We start from the raw sequence: 18740 nt of genomic DNA, 5'->3' as shown, positions 1-18740 counted from the left end.
GCTCCAAGAAGGCTGTAGTCGCGTGCATGCGTGTGTTGCTGGTACGTCTGAATGCCATGATGCGAGATGGTGTGTCGTGGAAGGAACATCAACACAAGGTGCCCGCCGCCTGAAAAAGCACCAGGACTGAAATATTGAGCGGGGCTTTCGCCAGCAACACCGAAAAGCTGTGTTGCTGGCGAAGCTATGTCTAGAGGAATCGTTTTCAAAAAAGTCCTCGAAGACAGTTGCTCCCACAGGTGCCCCGCTGCATTCAAGGGCAGTGGTGAACCTGTGGGAGCTGGCTTGCCAGCGATGAGGTCCTCAAGAACGCAGCAAAAAGCCGCTACAAACTCAGAACCCCGCTATACAGACTGACCGCCGCCACCCCCGCCCCCGCCAGCACCGCCGCGAAGATCAGCTTCTCCCACCCGGTGAACAACGCCTGCCCCTGCTCCTTCTTCGCCCGCGCGAACAGAATCACCCCCGGCGCATACAGCAACGCCGACAGCAACAGATACTTCAGCCCGCCCGCATACAGCAGCCACACCGCATAGAGCAGCGCCACCAGCGCCACCAGCAGATCCTTGCGCCGCGCCCCGGCGAAGCCCTCGTAGGTCTCCCCACGCACCGCCAGCAGCACCGCATAGGCCGCCGACCACAGGTACGGCACCAGGATCATCGACGACGCCAGGTAGATCAGGCTGGTATAGGTCCCCGCGGACACCAGGGTGATCAGCAGGAACAACTGGATCATGCAGTTGGTCAGCCACAGTGCATTGGCCGGCACCTGGTTGGCGTTTTCCCGCGCGAGAAAACGCGGCATGGTCCTGTCCCGCGCCGTGGCGTAAAGGATCTCGGCACACAGCAGCGCCCAGGACAGCAAGGCCCCGATCAGCGACACCGCCAGCCCGATGCTGATCAGCAACGCCCCCCAGGGCCCGACGATATGCTCCAGCACCGCGGCCAGCGACGGATTGTGCAAGGCCGCCAGCTCCGGCTGGGTCATCACTCCCAGCGACAGCACATTGACCAGCACCAGCAAGGCCAGAACCCCGATGAAGCCGATCACCGTGGCCTTGCCCACGTCCGAGCGCTTCTGCGCCCGGCCGGAATAGATGCTCGCCCCTTCGATGCCGATGAACACGAATACCGTCACCAGCATCATGTTGCGCACCTGGTCCAGCACACTGCCGAAGCTCGGGTTGTCCAGGCCCCAGATATCGCGGGTGAACACATCGAGGCGAAACGCCGCGGCGGCGATGACGATGAACAGGATCAACGGCACCACCTTGGCCACCGTGGTCACCTGGTTGATGAACGCCGCCTCCTTGATCCCGCGCAGCACGAGGAAATGCACCGACCACAGCAGCAGCGAGGCGCAGCCGATGGCCAGCGGCGTGTTGCCTTCGCCGAAGGCCGGGAAGTACAGGCCCAGGGTGCTGAACAGCAGGACGAAGTAGCCGACATTGCCCAGCCAGGCACTGATCCAGTAGCCCCAGGCCGACGAGAAACCCATGTACTCGCCGAAGCCGGCCTTGGCGTAGGCGTACACCCCTGAATCCAGTTGCGGCTGGCGATTGGCCAGGCTCTGGAACACGAACGCCAGGGCCAGCATGCCGATGGCGGTGATGCCCCAGCCGATCAGCACCGCGCCAACATCGGCGCGGGCTGCCATGTTCTGCGGCAGGGAAAAGATACCTCCACCGATCATCGAGCCGACCACCAGCGCGATCAACGCGCCCAGGCGCAGTTTCTGACCCGGCTCGGACATGAATTTCCCCTTTTTATCCATCACTTTTCAGTTAATTAACCTGATCACACAGTTGTAAAAAACACAGGTTATAAGCGGACCGATTTAATAACGAAGTTATCTAATCGTCCGACAATCCGCACAGAGTTTTGTGCACCAATTCCGTTTCGGCAAGTCTGATTAATATTTTCGTATTAAAAATTTGCCATTCCCTCGAAACGGACTAGCTTCAAAGTTCCCGACGTCTTGCGAGCGATTCTCACCCTTGATACAGGTGCCGCCGTTCAAGGCTTCCAAGGCAGGAGAGAGTATCTTTCGCATGCTCTTTCAGTCATTCGAAAACAATGGAATGTGCCAATGAACTGACCTGAATCATCTTCTCCTATTTGCATGCGCCCTACCCTACAGACTCTCTTTTCTGAATGGAGCTAAGCCATGTCAGAGGCTTCCGGAAAACTTCGACTCGGTGCGCTGGTCGCACTCGTAGTTGGTTCGATGATTGGTGGCGGCATCTTTTCCCTGCCGCAAAACATGGCGGCAAGTGCCGATGTCGGCGCAGTGCTGATTGGCTGGGCGATCACCGCCGTGGGCATGCTGACCCTGGCGTTCGTGTTCCAGACCCTGGCCAACCGAAAACCCGATCTGGATGGCGGGGTGTATGCCTACGCCAAGGCCGGTTTCGGCGACTACATGGGTTTCTCGTCGGCCTGGGGCTACTGGATCAGTGCCTGGCTGGGCAACGTCGGGTATTTCGTCCTGCTGTTCAGCACCCTCGGCTATTTCTTCCCGATCTTCGGTGAGGGCAACACCCCGGCCGCGATCATCGGCGCCTCGGTGCTGCTCTGGGGCGTGCACTTCCTGGTCCTGCGCGGGATCAAGGAAGCGGCCTTCATCAACTTGGTCACCACCGTGGCCAAGGTGGTGCCGCTGGCGCTGTTCGTCCTGATCGCCGTGTTCGCCTTCAAGCTGGACATCTTCACCGCCGACATCTGGGGCACGATGAACCCGGACCTGGGCAGCGTGATGAACCAGGTACGCAACATGATGCTCGTCACCGTCTGGGTGTTCATCGGCATCGAGGGCGCGAGCATCTTCTCGGCCCGCGCGGAAAAACGCTCGGACGTGGGCAAGGCCACGGTCATCGGCTTCATCACCGTGCTGTTGTTCCTGGTCCTGGTCAACGTGCTGTCCCTGGGCATCATGACCCAGCCTGAACTGGCCAAGCTGCAGAACCCGTCGATGGCCGCCGTGCTCGAACACGTGGTCGGCCACTGGGGCGCGGTGCTGATCAGCGTCGGCCTGATCATCTCGCTGCTCGGTGCCCTGCTCTCGTGGGTGCTGCTCTGCGCCGAGATCATGTTCGCCGCGGCCAAGGACCACACCATGCCGGAGTTCCTGCGCCGCGAGAACGCCAACCATGTGCCGGCCAACGCCCTGTGGCTGACCAACGCCATGGTGCAGATTTTCCTGGTGATCACGCTGTTCTCGGCCAGTACCTACCTGTCGCTGATCTACCTCGCCACCTCGATGATCCTGGTGCCCTACCTGTGGTCGGCGGCCTACGCGTTCCTTCTCGCGTTCCGTAGCGAGACCTACGAGAACGCCCTGGCCGAACGCAAGAAAGACCTGATCATCGGCGGCATCGCCCTGATCTACGCGATCTGGCTGCTGTATGCCGGCGGGGTCAAGTATCTGCTGCTTTCCGCCCTGCTCTATGCCCCTGGCGCGATCCTGTTCGCCAAGGCCAAGCGCGAGGTCGGCCAACCGATTTTTACCAACGTGGAGAAGTTGATATTCGCCGCCGTGATCGCTGGCGCCCTGGTGGCTGCCTACGGTCTGTATGACGGCTTCCTTACGCTGTAACCCCCGTATTTCACACCTTTGGAGGAAATGATCATGTCCACGGATAAAGTTAAGTACGGCGTCCATTCCGAAGCGGGCAAACTGCGCAAAGTGATGGTTTGCTCCCCCGGTCTCGCTCACCAGCGCCTGACCCCGAGCAACTGCGACGAACTGCTGTTCGACGACGTCATCTGGGTCAATCAGGCCAAGCGCGACCACTTCGACTTCGTCACCAAGATGCGCGAGCGCGGTGTCGAAGTCCTGGAAATGCACAACCTGCTGACCGAGACGATCCAGCACCCCGAAGCCCTGAAGTGGATCCTCGATCGCAAGATCACCGCCGATACCGTCGGCGTCGGCCTGACCAACGAAGTGCGCAGCTGGCTGGAAGGCCTGGAGCCGCGACGCCTGGCCGAATTCCTCATCGGTGGCGTGGCCGGCGAGGACCTGCCCGACAGCGAAGGCGCCAGCGTGATCAAGATGTACCGCGACTACCTGGGCCACTCCAGCTTCCTTCTGCCGCCGCTGCCGAACACCCAGTTCACCCGCGACACCACGTGCTGGATCTATGGCGGGGTGACGCTGAACCCGATGTACTGGCCAGCGCGCCGTCAGGAAACCCTGCTGGCCAGCGCCATCTACAAGTTCCATCCCGAGTTCACCAACGCCGACTTCGACGTCTGGTACGGCGACCCGGACAAGGACCACGGCCAGGCCACCCTGGAGGGCGGCGACGTCATGCCGATCGGCAATGGCGTGGTGCTGATCGGCATGGGCGAGCGCACCTCGCGCCAGGCCATCGGCCAGCTTGCGCAATCCCTGTTCGCCAAGGGCGCGGTGGAGAAAGTGGTGGTCGCCGGCCTGCCGAAATCCCGCGCGGCGATGCACCTGGATACCGTGTTCAGCTTCTGCGACCGCGACCTGGTCACGGTCTTCCCGGAAGTGGTCAAGGAGATCGTGCCGTTCGTGATCCGTCCGGACAGCAGCAAGCCTTACGGCATGGACGTGCGCCGCGAGAACAAGTCGTTCATCGAGGTGGTCGCCGAATCCCTCGGCCTGAACAAGCTGCGCGTGGTGGAAACCGGCGGCAACAGCTTCGCCGCGGAACGCGAGCAATGGGATGACGGCAACAACGTGGTGGCCCTGGAGCCCGGCGTGGTCATCGGCTACGACCGCAACACCTACACCAACACCCTGCTGCGCAAGGCGGGCATCGAGGTCATCACCATCAGCGCCGGCGAACTGGGCCGTGGTCGCGGCGGCGGCCACTGCATGACCTGCCCGATCGTCCGCGACCCAATCGACTACTAAGAAAGCCTATCGCCCGGCAGCACATACTCGGTGCGGCTGGGCTCGATCACCGCTTTCCGTTCATACGAACAGGAGAATCCAAAATGGCGTTCAACATCCACAACCGCAACCTGCTCAGCCTCGAACACCACAGCGAGCGCGAGCTGCGCTACCTGCTCGACCTGTCCCGCGACCTCAAGCGCGCCAAGTACACCGGCACCGAGCAGCAGCACCTGAAGGGCAACAACATCGCCCTGATCTTCGAAAAGACCTCGACCCGCACCCGCTGCGCCTTCGAAGTGGCGGCCTATGACCAGGGCGCCAACGTCACCTACATCGACCCGAACTCGTCGCAGATCGGCCACAAGGAAAGCATGAAGGACACCGCGCGGGTGCTCGGGCGCATGTACGACGCCATCGAGTACCGCGGCTTCAAGCAGGAAGTCGTGGAAGAACTGGCCAAGTTCGCCGGCGTGCCGGTGTTCAACGGCCTGACCGACGAATACCACCCGACCCAGATGATCGCCGACGTGCTGACCATGCGCGAGCATGCCGACAAGCCGCTGCACGACATCAGCTACGCCTACCTGGGCGACGCGCGCAACAACATGGGCAACTCGCTGCTGCTGATCGGTGCCAAGCTCGGCATGGACGTGCGCATCGCCGCGCCGAAGGCCCTGTGGCCGCATGACGACCTGGTCGCCCGGTGCAAGCAGTACGCCGAATCCAGCGGTGCGCGCATCACCCTCACCGAAGACCCGAAAGCCGCGGTCAAGGGCGTGGACTTCGTGCACACCGACGTCTGGGTGTCGATGGGTGAGCCAGTGGAAGCCTGGGGCGAGCGAATCCAGCAACTGCTGCCGTACCAGGTCAACGCCGAGCTGATGAAGGCCACCGGCAACCCGCGGGCCAAGTTCATGCACTGCCTGCCGGCCTTCCACAACTCCGAGACCAAGGTCGGCAAGCAGATCGCCGAGCAGTATCCGCACCTGGCCAACGGCATCGAGGTGACCGACGACGTCTTCGAGTCGCCGGCCTGCATCGCCTTCGAGCAGGCGGAAAACCGCATGCACACGATCAAGGCGATCCTGGTTTCGACCCTGGCCGACCTGTAGCAATGCGGCCCACCCCTCGTAGGAGCGTGGCTTGCCCGCGAAGGACCGCAAAGCGGTCCCAGAATGGTATGGGCAACACGATTCTAGGACCGCGATGCGGTCCTTCGCGGTGGTTCGTCACACGGCAAGCCACGCTCCTACGGGGCGGAGAACGCAACCGTCTCCCGAAAAAAGGACATTCCCATGCGTATCGTTGTTGCACTAGGCGGTAACGCGCTGCTGCGCCGTGGCGAGCCCATGACCGCCGACAACCAGCGCGCCAATATCCGCATCGCCACCGAGCAGATCGCCAAGATCCACCCCGGCAACCAACTGGTCATCGCCCACGGCAACGGCCCGCAGGTCGGCCTGCTGTCGCTGCAGGCGGCGGCCTACACCTCGGTCACGCCCTACCCGCTGGATGTGCTCGGCGCCGAGACCGAAGGCATGATCGGCTACATGATCGAACAGGAACTGGGCAACCTGCTGGACTTCGAGGTGCCCTTCGCGACCCTGTTGACCCAGGTCGAAGTGGACGCCAAGGACCCGGCTTTCGACAACCCGACCAAACCCATCGGCCCGGTCTACACCAAGGACGAAGCCGAGCGCCTGGCCAAGGAGAAAGGCTGGGCCATCGCCCCCGACGGCGACAAGTTCCGCCGCGTGGTGGCCAGCCCGAAACCCAAGCGCATCTTCGAGATCCGCCCGATCAAATGGCTGCTGGAAAAGAGCAGTATCGTGATCTGTGCCGGGGGTGGCGGCATTCCGACGATGTATGGTGCCGACGGCAAGCTGCGGGGTATCGAGGCGGTGATCGACAAGGACCTGTGCTCGGCGCTCCTCGCTGAACAGCTGGACGCCGATCTGCTGGTGATCGCCACCGACGTCAATGCCGCCTACGTCGACTTCAACAAGCCGACGCAGAAAGCCATCGCCCAGGCCCATCCGGATGAACTGGAACGCCTGGGCTTCGCCGCCGGTTCCATGGGGCCGAAGGTGCAAGCGGCTTGCGATTTCGCCCGTCATACAGGCAAAGTCGCGGTGATCGGCTCGCTCGGCGATATCGAGGATATCGTCAAGGGCACCGCCGGTACCCGGGTCAGCACGGCATCCCCTGGCATCAGCTATCGTTGAGACGCCACGGCGGGCCTGCTGGCGGGCCCGCCTGTTTCAACCGTACAAGGAGCCTGTCATGGCACAGTTCACCCCCGGTCACCTGCACATCGAGCGCCATGCGCTGAACAAGGCCGACCACAGCTACAACATCTGCGTCGATTACGAAGTAGCCCAGGACCCCAAGGATGGGAAAGGCATGCAGTTCCGGATGCACGGCACCATCCAGGACAAGCCGGTGGACGAGAAATTCTTTCTCGCCAAGGACCAGTCGTTCGACTTCGCCCGCTCGATCGACCGCATCGCCAAGCAATATGGCGTGCCGCCAAAGGCGGTGGTCACCTCGGCGCATGACATGTACTACGACGCCATGTTCGAGGACATCCGCACGAAGCTCGACGTGAAGTCCGGCGACCCGATCAATCCGCAACACCTGGAGTAGTTCGCGCGGCTCACCGCTGGCAAGCCATTCGACCGCCAGGCGGGCGCAAGGCATACTTGCACGCTTCGCCAGCCGTGAACCTCCAAGCTCCCCATGCGCATCCACGTCAGCTTCATCGACCGCGTCGGCATCACCCAGGAAGTGCTCGCCCTGCTTGGTGCGCGCAATCTCAACCTGGATGCCGTGGAGATGGTGCCGCCGAACGTCTACATCGATGCGCCGACGCTGAACCCCTTCGTCCTCGAAGAACTCCACGACGCCCTGCTCAACGTCCACGGCGTGCAGACCGTGCGCGTGGTCGACATCCTGCCCGGCCAGCGCCGGCACCTGCAGCTCGATGCCCTGCTCGCCGCCATGAGCGATCCGGTCCTGGCCCTCGACAGCGCCGGCACCGTCCTGCTGGCCAACCCCGCGCTGCTCGCCCTGTGCGGCCAGGAACCGGCGGGGCGCAGCATCGCCGAGCTGTTCGATGCCCCCGAGCTGCTGGCCACCCTGATCGAACAGGGTTTCCACCTGCCGATGCGTGAAGTGGTGTTCAACGGCCAGACCCTGCTGCTCGACGCCACGCCGATCACCGACGCCGGCGCGCTGGTCACCCTGTACCCGCCGAACCGCATCGGCGAGCGCCTGTCCGCCCTGCATCACGACCATGCCGAAGGCTTCGACGCGCTGCTCGGCGAGTCGCCGGCGATCCGCACCCTGAAGACCCGCGCCCTGCGCGTCGCGGCCCTGGATGCGCCGCTGCTGATCCACGGCGAGACCGGTACCGGCAAGGAACTGGTGGCCCGCGCCTGCCACGCCATCAGCAGCCGGCATGCCGCGCCGTTCCTCGCCCTCAACTGCGCGGCGCTGCCGGAGAACCTCGCCGAAAGCGAGCTGTTCGGCTATGCCCCCGGGGCCTTCACCGGCGCCCAGCGCGGCGGCAAGCCGGGGCTGATGGAACTGGCCAACCAGGGCACGGTATTCCTCGACGAGATCGGCGAGATGTCGCCCTACCTGCAGGCCAAGCTCCTGCGCTTTCTCAACGACGGCAGTTTCCGCCGGGTCGGCGGCGACCGCGAGATCCGCGTCAACGTGCGGATCCTCAGCGCCACCCACCGCAACCTGGAAAAAATGGTCGCCGAGGGCAGCTTCCGCGAAGACCTGTTCTACCGTCTCAACGTCCTCAACCTGGAAGTGCCGCCGCTGCGCGAGCGCGGCCAGGACATCCTGCTGCTGGCACGCTACTTCATGCAGCAGGCCTGCACGCAGATCCAGCGACCACTCTGCCGCCTGGCCCCGGACACCTATCCGGCGCTGCTCGGCAACCGCTGGCCGGGCAATGTGCGGCAGTTGCAGAACGTGATCTTCCGCGCCGCCGCCATCAGCGACAGCAGCCTGGTGGACATCGGCGACCTGGATATCGCCGGCACCTCGGTGGCCCGCGAACACGACGGCGAAGTCGCCAGCCTGGAACAGGCGGTGGAGGACTTCGAGAAAAACCTCCTGGAAAAGCTCTACGCCAGCTACCCCTCGACCCGCCAACTGGCCAGCCGCCTGCAGACCTCGCACACCGCCATCGCCCATCGCCTGCGCAAGTACGGCATTTCCGGCAAGGCGTGAACAGCCGTAGCGAAATCACTACAGCGTAACGATTTCGCTACGACCACCTGCAACGTCGCTGTAGCAAGGCGTTGATCCCCCTTCAGTTTTTCCTGACGCGACAACTGTAGCGATTTCATTACAGGCCCCAGCGAAAACGGTCAGGAAAAATCGGCCAAAGCCCCGTTTTAGAAGGCTTTCCCGAATATGGCCGCAAACTTGCTAAGGGAACTCCCAGTCCCGGCCCGCCCCGATCATGCGGCGGGCCACTACCGCATCCGGCCGCGACGACGGCCTTCGAGGAGTTCCCATGAGCGAGTTGCGTTTCACTGAAGATCACGAGTGGCTGCGTGCCGAAGCCGACGGCAGCGTGACCGTGGGCATCACCGCCTTCGCCCAGAACGCCCTGGGTGACGTGGTCTACGTGCAACTGCCGGAGCTGCAGCACTACGCCAAGGGCGCCGAAGCGTCCACCGTGGAATCGGTGAAAGCCGCCAGCGGCGTGTACATGCCGCTGGAAGGCGAAGTGGTCGCGGTCAACGAGCAACTGGACAGCAACCCTGAGCTGGTCAACGAAGACCCGCTGGGCGAAGGCTGGTTCTTCCGCTTCGTCCCGGCCGACGCCGGCGCCATCGCCGGGCTGCTCGACCAGGACGCCTACGACCGCCTGCTCAAAGCCAACGACGACGCCTGAGGAACCTGCCATGACCATCAACCTCGGCACCGCCAACGAATTCATCGCCCGCCATATCGGTCCACGCCAGGCCGACGAGCAGGCCATGCTCGCCACCCTCGGTTTCGACTCGCTGGAAGCCATGAGCGCCGCGGTCATCCCGGACAGCATCAAGGGCACCAGCGTCCTCGACATGGGCGCCGGCCAGAGCGAGGCCGATGCCCTCGCCGCGCTGAAAGCCATCGCCGGCAAGAACCAGCTGTTCAAGAGCCTCATCGGCCAGGGCTACTACAACTGCCACACCCCGGCGCCGATCCTGCGCAACCTTCTGGAAAACCCGGCCTGGTACACCGCCTACACGCCGTACCAGCCGGAGATCTCCCAGGGTCGCCTGGAAGCCCTGCTGAACTTCCAGACCCTGATCAGCGACCTCACCGGCCTGCCGATCGCCAACGCATCCCTGCTCGACGAAGCCACCGCCGCCGCCGAAGCCATGACCTTCTGCAAGCGCCTGAGCAAGAACAAGGGCAGCCACGCCTTCTTCGCTTCCGTGCACTGCCATCCGCAGACCCTCGACGTCCTGCGCACCCGCGCCGAACCCCTGGGCATCGAAGTGGTGGTGGGCGACGAGCGTGAACTGAGCGACGTCAGCCGCTTCTTCGGTGCCGTGCTGCAATATCCGGCGAGCAGCGGCGAGGTCTTCGACTACCGCGAACTGGTCGAGCGCTTCCACGCCGCCAACGCCCTGGTGGCCGTGGCCGCCGACCTGCTGGCCCTGACCCTGCTGACCCCGCCGGGCGAATTCGGTGCCGACGTGGCCATCGGCAGCGCACAGCGCTTCGGTGTTCCGCTGGGCTTCGGCGGCCCGCACGCCGCCTACTTCTCCACCCGTGACGCCTTCAAGCGCGACATGCCGGGCCGCCTGGTCGGCGTGTCCATCGACCGCTTCGGCAAGACCGCGCTGCGTCTGGCCATGCAGACCCGCGAACAGCACATCCGCCGCGAGAAGGCCACCAGCAACATCTGCACCGCGCAGGTACTGCTGGCCAACATCGCCAGCATGTACGCCGTCTACCACGGTCCGCAGGGCCTGAAGCAGATCGCCGCGCGCACCCACCAGCTGACCGCGATCCTCGCCGCCGGCCTCAAGACCCTGGGCGCGACCGTCGAGACCGCGAGCTTCTTCGACACCCTGACCCTGAACACCGCTGCCGACACCGCGGCGCTGCACGACAAGGCCCGCGCCCACGGCTTCAACCTGCGCCAGATCGATGCCGAGCGTGTCGGCCTGTCGCTGGACGAAACCAGCCGCCAGGCCGATGTCGAAGCCCTCTGGAGCCTGTTCGCCAATGGCCAGGCGCTGCCGGACTTCGCCGCCCTCGCCGCCAGCACCGCCGCGCAACTGCCGGCCGCCCTGCTGCGCCAGTCTGCGATCCTCGAACACCCGGTGTTCAACCGCTACCACAGCGAAACCGAGCTGATGCGCTACCTGCGCCGCCTGGCCGACAAGGACCTGGCGCTGGACCGCACCATGATCCCGCTGGGCTCGTGCACCATGAAGCTCAACGCCGCCAGCGAAATGATCCCGGTGACCTGGGCCGAATTCGGCAACCTGCACCCGTTCGCCCCGGCCGAGCAAAGCCAGGGTTACCAGCAGCTGACCTCGGAACTGGAAGCCATGCTCTGCGCCGCCACCGGCTACGACGCCGTGTCGCTGCAGCCGAACGCCGGCTCCCAGGGCGAGTACGCCGGCCTGCTGGCGATCCGCGCCTACCACCAGAGCCGTGGCGACGAGCGCCGCGACATCTGCCTGATCCCGTCCTCGGCCCACGGCACCAACCCGGCGACCGCGCACATGGCCGGCATGCGCGTGGTGGTGACCGCCTGTGACGCCCGCGGCAACGTCGATATCGACGACCTGCGGGCCAAGGCCATCGAGCACCGCGAGCACCTCGCCGCGCTGATGATCACCTACCCGTCGACCCACGGCGTGTTCGAGGAAGCCATCGGCGAAATCTGCGCGATCATCCACGACAACGGCGGCCAGGTGTACATCGACGGCGCCAACATGAACGCCATGGTCGGCCTCTGCGCCCCGGGCAAGTTCGGCGGTGACGTCTCGCACCTGAACCTGCACAAGACCTTCTGCATTCCGCACGGCGGTGGCGGCCCGGGCGTCGGCCCGATCGGCGTCAAGGCGCACCTGGCGCCGTTCCTGCCGGGCCATGCGCACATGGAAAACAAGCAGGGCGCGGTCTGCGCCGCGCCATTCGGCAGCGCCAGCATCCTGCCGATCACCTGGATGTACATCCGCATGATGGGTGGCGCCGGTCTCAAGCGCGCCTCGCAGATGGCGATCCTCAACGCCAACTACATCGCCCGTCGCCTGGAAGAGCACTATCCTGTCCTCTACACCGGCAGCAACGGCCTGGTCGCGCACGAGTGCATCCTCGACCTGCGTCCGCTCAAGGACACCAGCGGCATCAGCGTCGATGACGTGGCCAAGCGCCTGATCGACTTCGGCTTCCATGCGCCGACCATGTCCTTCCCGGTGGCGGGTACGCTGATGATCGAACCGACCGAAAGCGAGTCCAAGGAAGAACTGGACCGCTTCTGCGACGCGATGATCCGCATCCGCGAAGAGATCCGCGCGGTGGAGAACGGCAGCCTGGACAAGGACGACAACCCGCTGAAAAACGCCCCGCACACCGCCGCCGAACTGGCCGGCGAGTGGCCACACGGCTACAGCCGCGAACAGGCGGTGTATCCACTGCCGTCGCTGGTCGAAGGCAAGTACTGGCCGCCGGTGGGTCGGGTGGACAACGTGTTCGGCGATCGCAACCTGGTGTGTGCTTGTCCTTCGATCGAGAGCTACCAGGACGCCTGAGGTAGTTGGGACCGCTTTGCGGTCCTTCGCAGGCAAGCCAGCTCCTACAAAGAGCCGCGCCGTCCCTGTAGGAGCGTGGCTTGCCCGCGAAGGGCCGCAAAGCGGCCCCAAAACCATTCCCTGGAGGATCCTGCCATGTCCCTGAGTGTCTTCGACCTGTTCAAGATCGGCATCGGCCCCTCCAGTTCCCACACCGTCGGTCCGATGCGCGCCGCCGCGCGCTTCGCCGAAGGACTGCGGCGTGACGGCCTGCTGGCCGTCACCCACAGCGTCAAGGTCGAGCTGTACGGCTCGCTCGGCGCCACCGGCAAGGGCCACGGCAGCGACAAGGCCGTGCTGCTCGGCCTGGAAGGCGAGCACCCCGACAGCGTCGATACCGACAGCATTCCCGCGCGCCTGCAGGCCATCCGCAACAGCGGCCGGCTCGAACTGCTCGGCGAGCACACCATCGAATTCCACGAAAAACAGCACCTGGCGATGATCCGCAAGCCGCTGGAGTACCACCCCAACGGTATGATCTTCCGCGCCTTCGACGAAGCCGGCCTGCAGATCCGCGGCCGCGAGTACTACTCGGTGGGCGGCGGCTTCGTGGTCGACGAGGACGCCGCCGGCGCCAACCGCATCGTCGAAGACAAGACCCCGCTGAGCTACCCGTTCAAGACCGCCAGGGAACTGCTGGCGCAATGCGCCGCGCAAAACCTGTCCATCAGCCAGGTGATGCTCGCCAACGAGGCGGCATGGCGTCCGGAAAGCGAGACCCGCGCCGGTCTGCTGAAGATCTGGCAGGTCATGCAGGACTGCGTCAGCGCCGGCTGTCGCCACGAAGGCATCCTGCCCGGCGGGCTCAAGGTCAAGCGCCGTGCCCCGGCACTCTACCGCCAGCTCTGCGCCAGCCCCGAGGCCAACCTGCGCGATGCCCTCTCGGTACTGGACTGGGTCAACCTCTACGCCCTGGCGGTGAACGAGGAAAATGCCTTCGGCGGACGAGTGGTCACGGCCCCGACCAACGGCGCGGCCGGCATCGTCCCGGCCGTTCTGCACTACTACATGCGCTTCATTCCCGGGGCCAACGAAGACGGCGTGGTGCGCTTCCTGCTCACCGCCGCCGCCATCGGCATTCTGTACAAGGAAAACGCCTCGATCTCCGGCGCCGAAGTCGGTTGCCAGGGCGAAGTGGGCGTGGCCTGTTCCATGGCCGCCGGCGCGCTCTGCGAAGTGATGGGCGGCAGCGTGCAGCAAGTGGAGAACGCCGCTGAAATCGGCATGGAACACAACCTGGGCCTGACCTGCGACCCCATCGGTGGCCTGGTCCAGGTGCCCTGCATCGAGCGCAACGCGATGGGCTCGGTGAAGGCGATCAACGCGGTGCGCATGGCCTTGCGCGGCGATGGGCAGCACTACGTGTCCCTCGACAAGGTCATCCGCACCATGCGCCAGACCGGCGCCGACATGAAAAGCAAATACAAGGAGACCGCCCGCGGCGGTCTGGCCGTCAACATCATCGAATGCTGACATCCCATTGAAACCCAGGAGTCCCGAATGTCCACCGAAACACTGCTGAAAACCCCGCTGCACGCCCTGCACCTGGAACTGGGTGCGCGCATGGTGCCCTTCGCCGGCTACGACATGCCGGTCCAGTACCCGCTGGGTGTCATGAAGGAACACCTGCATACCCGCGAGCAGGCCGGACTGTTCGACGTCTCGCACATGGGCCAGATCCGCCTGCGCGGCGCCGAGGCCGCCAAAGCACTGGAAAGCCTGGTGCCGGTGGACATCATCGACCTGCCGGTGGGCATGCAGCGCTACGCGATGTTCACCAACGAACAGGGCGGCATCCTCGATGACCTGATGGTCGCCAACCTCGGCGACGGTGAACTGTTCCTGGTGGTCAACGCCGCCTGCAAGGACCAGGACCTGGCCCACCTGCGCCAGCACATCGGCAACCAGTGCGAAATCGAGCCGCTGTTCGCGGAACGCGCGCTGCTCGCCCTGCAGGGTCCGGCCGCGGTCAAGGTCCTGGAGCGCCTGGCGCCGCAGGTGGCGAAGATGACCTTCATGCAGTTCGCCGCCGTGCAACTGCTGGGTGAAGACTGCTACGTCAGCCGCTCCGGCTACACCGGCGAAGACGGCTACGAGATCTCCGTGCCGGCGCACAAGGCCGAGGCCCTGGCCCGTCGCCTGCTGGAAGAGCCGGAAGTCGCCGCCATCGGCCTCGGCGCCCGCGACTCGCTGCGCCTGGAGGCTGGCCTGTGCCTGTATGGCCACGACATGAGCACTGAAACCACGCCGGTCGAAGCCAGCCTGCTGTGGGCCGTGTCCAAACCACGCCGTGCCGATGGCGCGCGCGCCGGTGGCTTCCCGGGTGCCGCCCAGGTCTTCGCCCAGCAGCAAAGTGGCGTGGCGCGCAAACGCGTCGGCCTGCTGCCGCAGGAACGCACCCCGGTGCGTGAAGACGCCGAGATCGTCGACGAAGCCGGCAACATCGTCGGTCGGGTATGCAGCGGCGGCTTCGGCCCGACCCTGGGCGGGCCTGTGGCCATGGGTTATCTGGACAGCGCGCACTGCGCACTCGACACCCAGGTCTGGGCCATCGTGCGGGGCAAGCGTGTAGCGATGAAAGTCAGCAAGATGCCGTTCGTAGCCCAACGCTACTATCGCGGCTGACCGCACGACAGAACGTGTCATCGTGCGTTCGGAATATTCGATTTCGAACGCACTCTCAAACTTTCGAACATGAGCGTGGGCAGCACTCGAAAAAAGTGCATAAAAAACCTGCGCAAATAGCTCGAAAGGCTGAAAACCAGCGGCCTGCGGGGCTTGTTTTTCCCGCGAGAGTTAGCGTAGAGTCAGCGGACTGTGTTTGCATGGGTCGCTATAGTTTGTGCCCTGGACAGTAGCCTGAGATTCGCTACACAACGTTCGACGTCTCTTACTTTCCTGCAACCCAGCCCAGTAATCTTTCACTCCATTCCCGTGAAAGAAACTGTCATCACAATTCAAGTTTCAAAGGAAATAAGACATGTCTCAACGTCAGAGCGGTACCGTCAAGTGGTTTAACGACGAAAAGGGTTTCGGTTTCATCACTCCTGAGAGCGGTCCGGATCTGTTCGTGCATTTCCGCGCCATCCAGGGCAACGGCTTCAAGAGCCTGAAAGAAGGCCAGAAAGTAACCTTCATCGCTGTGCAGGGCCAAAAAGGCATGCAAGCTGATGAGGTTCAAGCTGAAGGCTGATTTTCACGCTTTCAAAAAAAGCCCCTGTCGATGACAGGGGCTTTTTTTTGCGCGCGATTCCGTAGAATGCACGCTTTTGCGCCAGGAGCTTTACCGCATGTCCAAACCACTGCTCCAGCCACAGGGCGACTTCCCGGTTGCCGGACTGGGCCGCCGCCTTGCGGCGATGTTCTATGACTTCCTGCTCTGCACTGCCCTGCTGATGGTCACCACGCTGATCTACAAGATGATCCAGATGGCCATTATCGGCGAGACGCGCATGCGCGCCCTGACCGAGGCCGGCGCCCTCGACGGCGACCCGCTGCTCTCGACGATCCTGGTGTTCGCCCTGTTCGGCTTCTTCGCCAAATTCTGGACCCACGGCGGCCAGACCCTGGGCATGCAGGTCTGGGGCGTGCGGGTACAGAACCCCGACGGCAGCGCGATCAGCCTGTGGCAGGCACTGCTGCGCTTCGTCATTTCGATCGGCTCGTGGCTGTGCCTGGGACTGGGGTTCTTCTGGGTGCTGATCGACAAGCGGAAGCGCAGCTGGCACGACATGTACTCGGAGACCCAACTGGTGCGGATCCCCAAGCAGAAGAAGTGAACACGCGGACAAGAAAAAGCCGACCCAGGGTCGGCTTTTTCTTGTCCGCGTGCGGTATCAACCCGCCCTGCGCAACAACCACAATCCCGCTAGTGCACAGATCGCCGCGGGCAGCAGCACCGCCAGCAACGGCGGGAAGCCGAATACCTGACTGGACGGCCCCAGCAAGTCCTGGGCGATGCGGAACACGAAGCCCACCAGCACACCGGTAAACACGCGCTGCCCCAGGGTTACCGAGCGCAGCGGGCCGAAGATGAACGAGATGGCCATCAGCACCAGCGCGGCAGTGACCAGCGGCTGCAGGACCTTGGTCCAGAACGCCAGCCAGTAGCGGTCGTTGTTCAGCCCCTGATCGGACAGGTAGTGGATGTAGTCCCACAGCCCGGTGATCGACAGCGACTCCGGCGCCATCACCACGGTGTTGAGCAGTTGCGGGGTCAGCGCGACGTCCCAGCGCTCTTCCGGCGTCTGCACCACTTCGGTGTGATCGCCGCGGAACATCGTGCTGGTGACCTCGCTCAGCATCCAGTGATCGTCCCGGTACTGCGCGCGACGGGCAAAGCTGGACGAGAGCATGTGGCGCTCGCTGTCGAAGTGATAGCGGGTGACACCCAGCAGCAGGCCGTTGGGCTGCACGGTGTTGATATGGACGAACTCCTCGCCCTGGCGGTGCCACAGACCGCGCTTGGACGTCTGCGCCTCGCCACCGCCCTGGGCCAGGGAACGGTCGGCCTGGGCCTTGTTCTCGGTAACCGGCGCCACATATTCGCCGATCAGCACACCCGCCAGCATCAGTACCAGCATCGGCTTCATCACCGCCCAGACGATGCGCCCGATGGACACGCCAGCGGATCGCATGATGGTGAGTTCGCTGTTGCTGGCCAGGCTGCCGAGACCGATCAGGCAACCGATCAGGCCCGCCATCGGCAGCATGTCGTAGAGACGCCGCGGGGCGGTCAGCAGAACGAACTCGCCAGCGTTCCACAGGGTATAGGTATCACTGATGTCGCCCATTTCGTCGATGAAGGCGAACAACGAGGCCAGGCCGAGGATGATCCCCAGCACGGCGAGAATGGCCATGAACACGCTTTTGCCGATGTATCCGTCGAGCTTACGCACGGGCCACCTCCGCGCTGCGCGCGCGCAGCTTGAGGCGCAGCGGCTCCCAGTACATCAATGCCAGACCGATCAGCAGGAACAGGCCGTGCACCGGCCACAGGCCAAGGGCGATCGGCAGCTTGCCTTTCTCCAGGGCGCCGCGGGCGGCAATCAGAATCGTCAGGTAAGCCATATACAGAAGAATCGCCGGCAGCAGCTTGAGGAAACGGCCCTGGCGCGGGTTGGCCCGCGAAAGCGGGACCGCCATCAGGGTCACGATGAACACCAGCAGCGGCAGCGACAGGCGCCACTGCAACTCGGCACGCTCGCGCAGGGCATCGCTCTTGAACAGCTCCGAGGTCGGGATGGCCTCGCGCTCGGTGATGTCCTGGCTGACTTCCGGTTTGGGCAGGAGCACGCCGTAGGTCTCGTACTTGATCGCCCGGTAGTCGGCCTGGCCGGGGCTGCCGTCGTAGCGATAGCCGTTTTCCAGGACCAGGTAGCGGTTGCCGTCGGCCTGCACCTCCTGGCGCCCCTTCTCGGCGACCAGCACGCTGATGCCACGGTCCTTGGACTTGTCGGTGGAGAAACGCTTCTCGGAAATGAACACCCCGGCGAGATTGGCGCGGTCGTCGGAGAGCTGCTCGGTGTAGGTCACCCGGGTACCGTCGCGCAGGGTCTGGAAGCGGCCCGGCACCAGGGTGTCGAACTCGGTCAGGGCGTCCTGCTGGTTGATGATCTGTGCCACCTGGGCCACGCCCTGGGGAGCCAGGCTCAGGCTCAGCCAGGCGACCAGCAGCGCCACCAGCGCCGCCGGGGCCATGGTCATGCGCAGCAGGCGTTGCTGGCTCATGCCGGTGGCGGACAGCACGGTCATCTCGCTTTCCAGGTACAGGCGACCATAGGACAGCAGAATGCCGAGGAACAGGCCCAGCGGCAGGATCAACTGCAGGAAGCCCGGCAGGCGATAGCCCATGATCATGAACAGCACGCCCGGATCGAGCATGCCCTGCGCGGCCTGGGCCAGGTATTTGATGAAGCGCCCGCTCATGATGATGACCAGCAGCACGGCGCTGACGGCACTCAAGGTCACCAGGACCTCGCGGGACAGATAACGGAAGACGATCAAACCAGACACTCCTGGGTTGTCAGGCTCGGACAGCCGAACAA

At 64.0% G+C, this 18740-nt stretch carries 15 protein-coding genes and 1 pseudogene; 13 read left to right on the top strand and 3 right to left on the bottom strand.

From position 1 onward, the window contains the following. A pseudogene (locus CHB99_RS30550) lies at positions 1 to 113 on the top strand (IS110 family transposase); the annotation flags it as partial. 212 nt (positions 114 to 325) lie between these two features. Here the strand turns inward: CHB99_RS30550 and arcD (CHB99_RS09215) are convergent. Beyond that, positions 326 to 1753 carry an arginine-ornithine antiporter gene (gene arcD, locus CHB99_RS09215; RefSeq protein WP_042120690.1) on the bottom strand — a complete coding sequence of 476 codons (1428 nt, stop codon included), beginning with the start codon at positions 1751 to 1753 and terminating at the stop codon, positions 326 to 328. 414 nt (positions 1754 to 2167) lie between these two features. On the opposite strand from arcD (CHB99_RS09215), the gene arcD (CHB99_RS09210) reads away from it, so the two are divergent. The 12 genes from arcD (CHB99_RS09210) to CHB99_RS09155 all read left to right on the top strand — a co-directional run bounded on the left by arcD (CHB99_RS09210) (position 2168) and on the right by CHB99_RS09155 (position 16472). Continuing rightward, the gene (gene arcD / locus CHB99_RS09210; RefSeq protein WP_042120692.1) at positions 2168 to 3595 is read left to right on the top strand and encodes an arginine-ornithine antiporter; all 1428 of its coding nucleotides are present in this window, start codon (positions 2168 to 2170) and stop codon (positions 3593 to 3595) included. Positions 3596 to 3628: 33 nt separating this feature from the next. Next, a complete protein-coding gene (gene arcA / locus CHB99_RS09205; RefSeq protein WP_042120926.1) occupies positions 3629 to 4885 on the top strand; it encodes an arginine deiminase in 1257 nt (418 codons plus the stop codon). 83 nt (positions 4886 to 4968) lie between these two features. After that, positions 4969 to 5979: an ornithine carbamoyltransferase gene (locus tag CHB99_RS09200; RefSeq protein WP_042120694.1), complete on the top strand. Its 1011-nt coding sequence runs from the start codon at positions 4969 to 4971 to the stop codon at positions 5977 to 5979. Positions 5980 to 6162: 183 nt separating this feature from the next. Next, positions 6163 to 7092, top strand: coding sequence for a carbamate kinase (gene arcC / locus CHB99_RS09195; protein ID WP_042120696.1), 930 nt, complete (start codon positions 6163 to 6165; stop codon positions 7090 to 7092). Positions 7093 to 7150: 58 nt separating this feature from the next. After that, on the top strand, positions 7151 to 7513 hold the full coding sequence (locus CHB99_RS09190) for a DUF5064 family protein (protein ID WP_042120698.1): 363 nt from the start codon (positions 7151 to 7153) through the stop codon (positions 7511 to 7513). Between the two features lie 93 nt (positions 7514 to 7606). Then, complete coding sequence (locus CHB99_RS09185; RefSeq protein WP_042120699.1) at positions 7607 to 9115, top strand: sigma-54-dependent transcriptional regulator; 1509 nt, start codon at positions 7607 to 7609, stop codon at positions 9113 to 9115. Between the two features lie 289 nt (positions 9116 to 9404). Beyond that, positions 9405 to 9788 carry a glycine cleavage system protein GcvH gene (gcvH, locus tag CHB99_RS09180; RefSeq protein ID WP_042120700.1) on the top strand — a complete coding sequence of 128 codons (384 nt, stop codon included), beginning with the start codon at positions 9405 to 9407 and terminating at the stop codon, positions 9786 to 9788. A gap of 10 nt (positions 9789 to 9798) precedes the next feature. After that, positions 9799 to 12654 (top strand): aminomethyl-transferring glycine dehydrogenase, encoded by a 2856-nt coding sequence (gene gcvP / locus CHB99_RS09175; RefSeq protein ID WP_042120701.1) that lies wholly within the window; start codon positions 9799 to 9801, stop codon positions 12652 to 12654. 135 nt (positions 12655 to 12789) lie between these two features. Next, positions 12790 to 14166, top strand: coding sequence for an L-serine ammonia-lyase (locus tag CHB99_RS09170; protein WP_042120703.1), 1377 nt, complete (start codon positions 12790 to 12792; stop codon positions 14164 to 14166). A 27-nt stretch (positions 14167 to 14193) separates the two neighbouring features. Continuing rightward, entirely contained in the window at positions 14194 to 15318 is a 1125-nt protein-coding gene (gcvT, locus tag CHB99_RS09165; protein WP_042120705.1) for a glycine cleavage system aminomethyltransferase GcvT, read from the top strand. A gap of 355 nt (positions 15319 to 15673) precedes the next feature. Next, entirely contained in the window at positions 15674 to 15886 is a 213-nt protein-coding gene (locus CHB99_RS09160) for a cold-shock protein (protein WP_007931076.1), read from the top strand. 97 nt (positions 15887 to 15983) lie between these two features. Beyond that, positions 15984 to 16472, top strand: coding sequence for an RDD family protein (locus tag CHB99_RS09155; protein WP_042120707.1), 489 nt, complete (start codon positions 15984 to 15986; stop codon positions 16470 to 16472). A 57-nt stretch (positions 16473 to 16529) separates the two neighbouring features. Here CHB99_RS09155 and lptG read toward each other — a convergent pair whose 3' ends face one another. Then, a complete protein-coding gene (lptG, locus tag CHB99_RS09150; protein WP_042120709.1) occupies positions 16530 to 17591 on the bottom strand; it encodes an LPS export ABC transporter permease LptG in 1062 nt (353 codons plus the stop codon). Then, positions 17584 to 18699: an LPS export ABC transporter permease LptF gene (gene lptF / locus CHB99_RS09145; protein WP_042120710.1), complete on the bottom strand. Its 1116-nt coding sequence runs from the start codon at positions 18697 to 18699 to the stop codon at positions 17584 to 17586. The genes lptG and lptF overlap by 8 nt, the downstream gene beginning before the upstream one ends. Positions 18700 to 18740 lie beyond the last annotated feature (41 nt).

Origin of the sequence: Pseudomonas japonica, from assembly GCF_900188455.1 — a bacterium.
In the GTDB taxonomy this organism is placed as follows: domain Bacteria; phylum Pseudomonadota; class Gammaproteobacteria; order Pseudomonadales; family Pseudomonadaceae; genus Aquipseudomonas; species Aquipseudomonas japonica.
This window is presented reverse-complemented; position numbering and strand designations above follow the sequence as displayed.

Coding starts and splice junctions, on each gene's coding strand:
- arcD (WP_042120690.1), bottom strand. CDS start 1,753: ATGTCCGAGCCGGGTCAGAAACTGCGCCTGGGCGCGTTGATCGCGCTG.
- arcD (WP_042120692.1), top strand. CDS start 2,168: ATGTCAGAGGCTTCCGGAAAACTTCGACTCGGTGCGCTGGTCGCACTC.
- arcA (WP_042120926.1), top strand. CDS start 3,629: ATGTCCACGGATAAAGTTAAGTACGGCGTCCATTCCGAAGCGGGCAAA.
- CHB99_RS09200 (WP_042120694.1), top strand. CDS start 4,969: ATGGCGTTCAACATCCACAACCGCAACCTGCTCAGCCTCGAACACCAC.
- arcC (WP_042120696.1), top strand. CDS start 6,163: ATGCGTATCGTTGTTGCACTAGGCGGTAACGCGCTGCTGCGCCGTGGC.
- CHB99_RS09190 (WP_042120698.1), top strand. CDS start 7,151: ATGGCACAGTTCACCCCCGGTCACCTGCACATCGAGCGCCATGCGCTG.
- CHB99_RS09185 (WP_042120699.1), top strand. CDS start 7,607: ATGCGCATCCACGTCAGCTTCATCGACCGCGTCGGCATCACCCAGGAA.
- gcvH (WP_042120700.1), top strand. CDS start 9,405: ATGAGCGAGTTGCGTTTCACTGAAGATCACGAGTGGCTGCGTGCCGAA.
- gcvP (WP_042120701.1), top strand. CDS start 9,799: ATGACCATCAACCTCGGCACCGCCAACGAATTCATCGCCCGCCATATC.
- CHB99_RS09170 (WP_042120703.1), top strand. CDS start 12,790: ATGTCCCTGAGTGTCTTCGACCTGTTCAAGATCGGCATCGGCCCCTCC.
- gcvT (WP_042120705.1), top strand. CDS start 14,194: ATGTCCACCGAAACACTGCTGAAAACCCCGCTGCACGCCCTGCACCTG.
- CHB99_RS09160 (WP_007931076.1), top strand. CDS start 15,674: ATGTCTCAACGTCAGAGCGGTACCGTCAAGTGGTTTAACGACGAAAAG.
- CHB99_RS09155 (WP_042120707.1), top strand. CDS start 15,984: ATGTCCAAACCACTGCTCCAGCCACAGGGCGACTTCCCGGTTGCCGGA.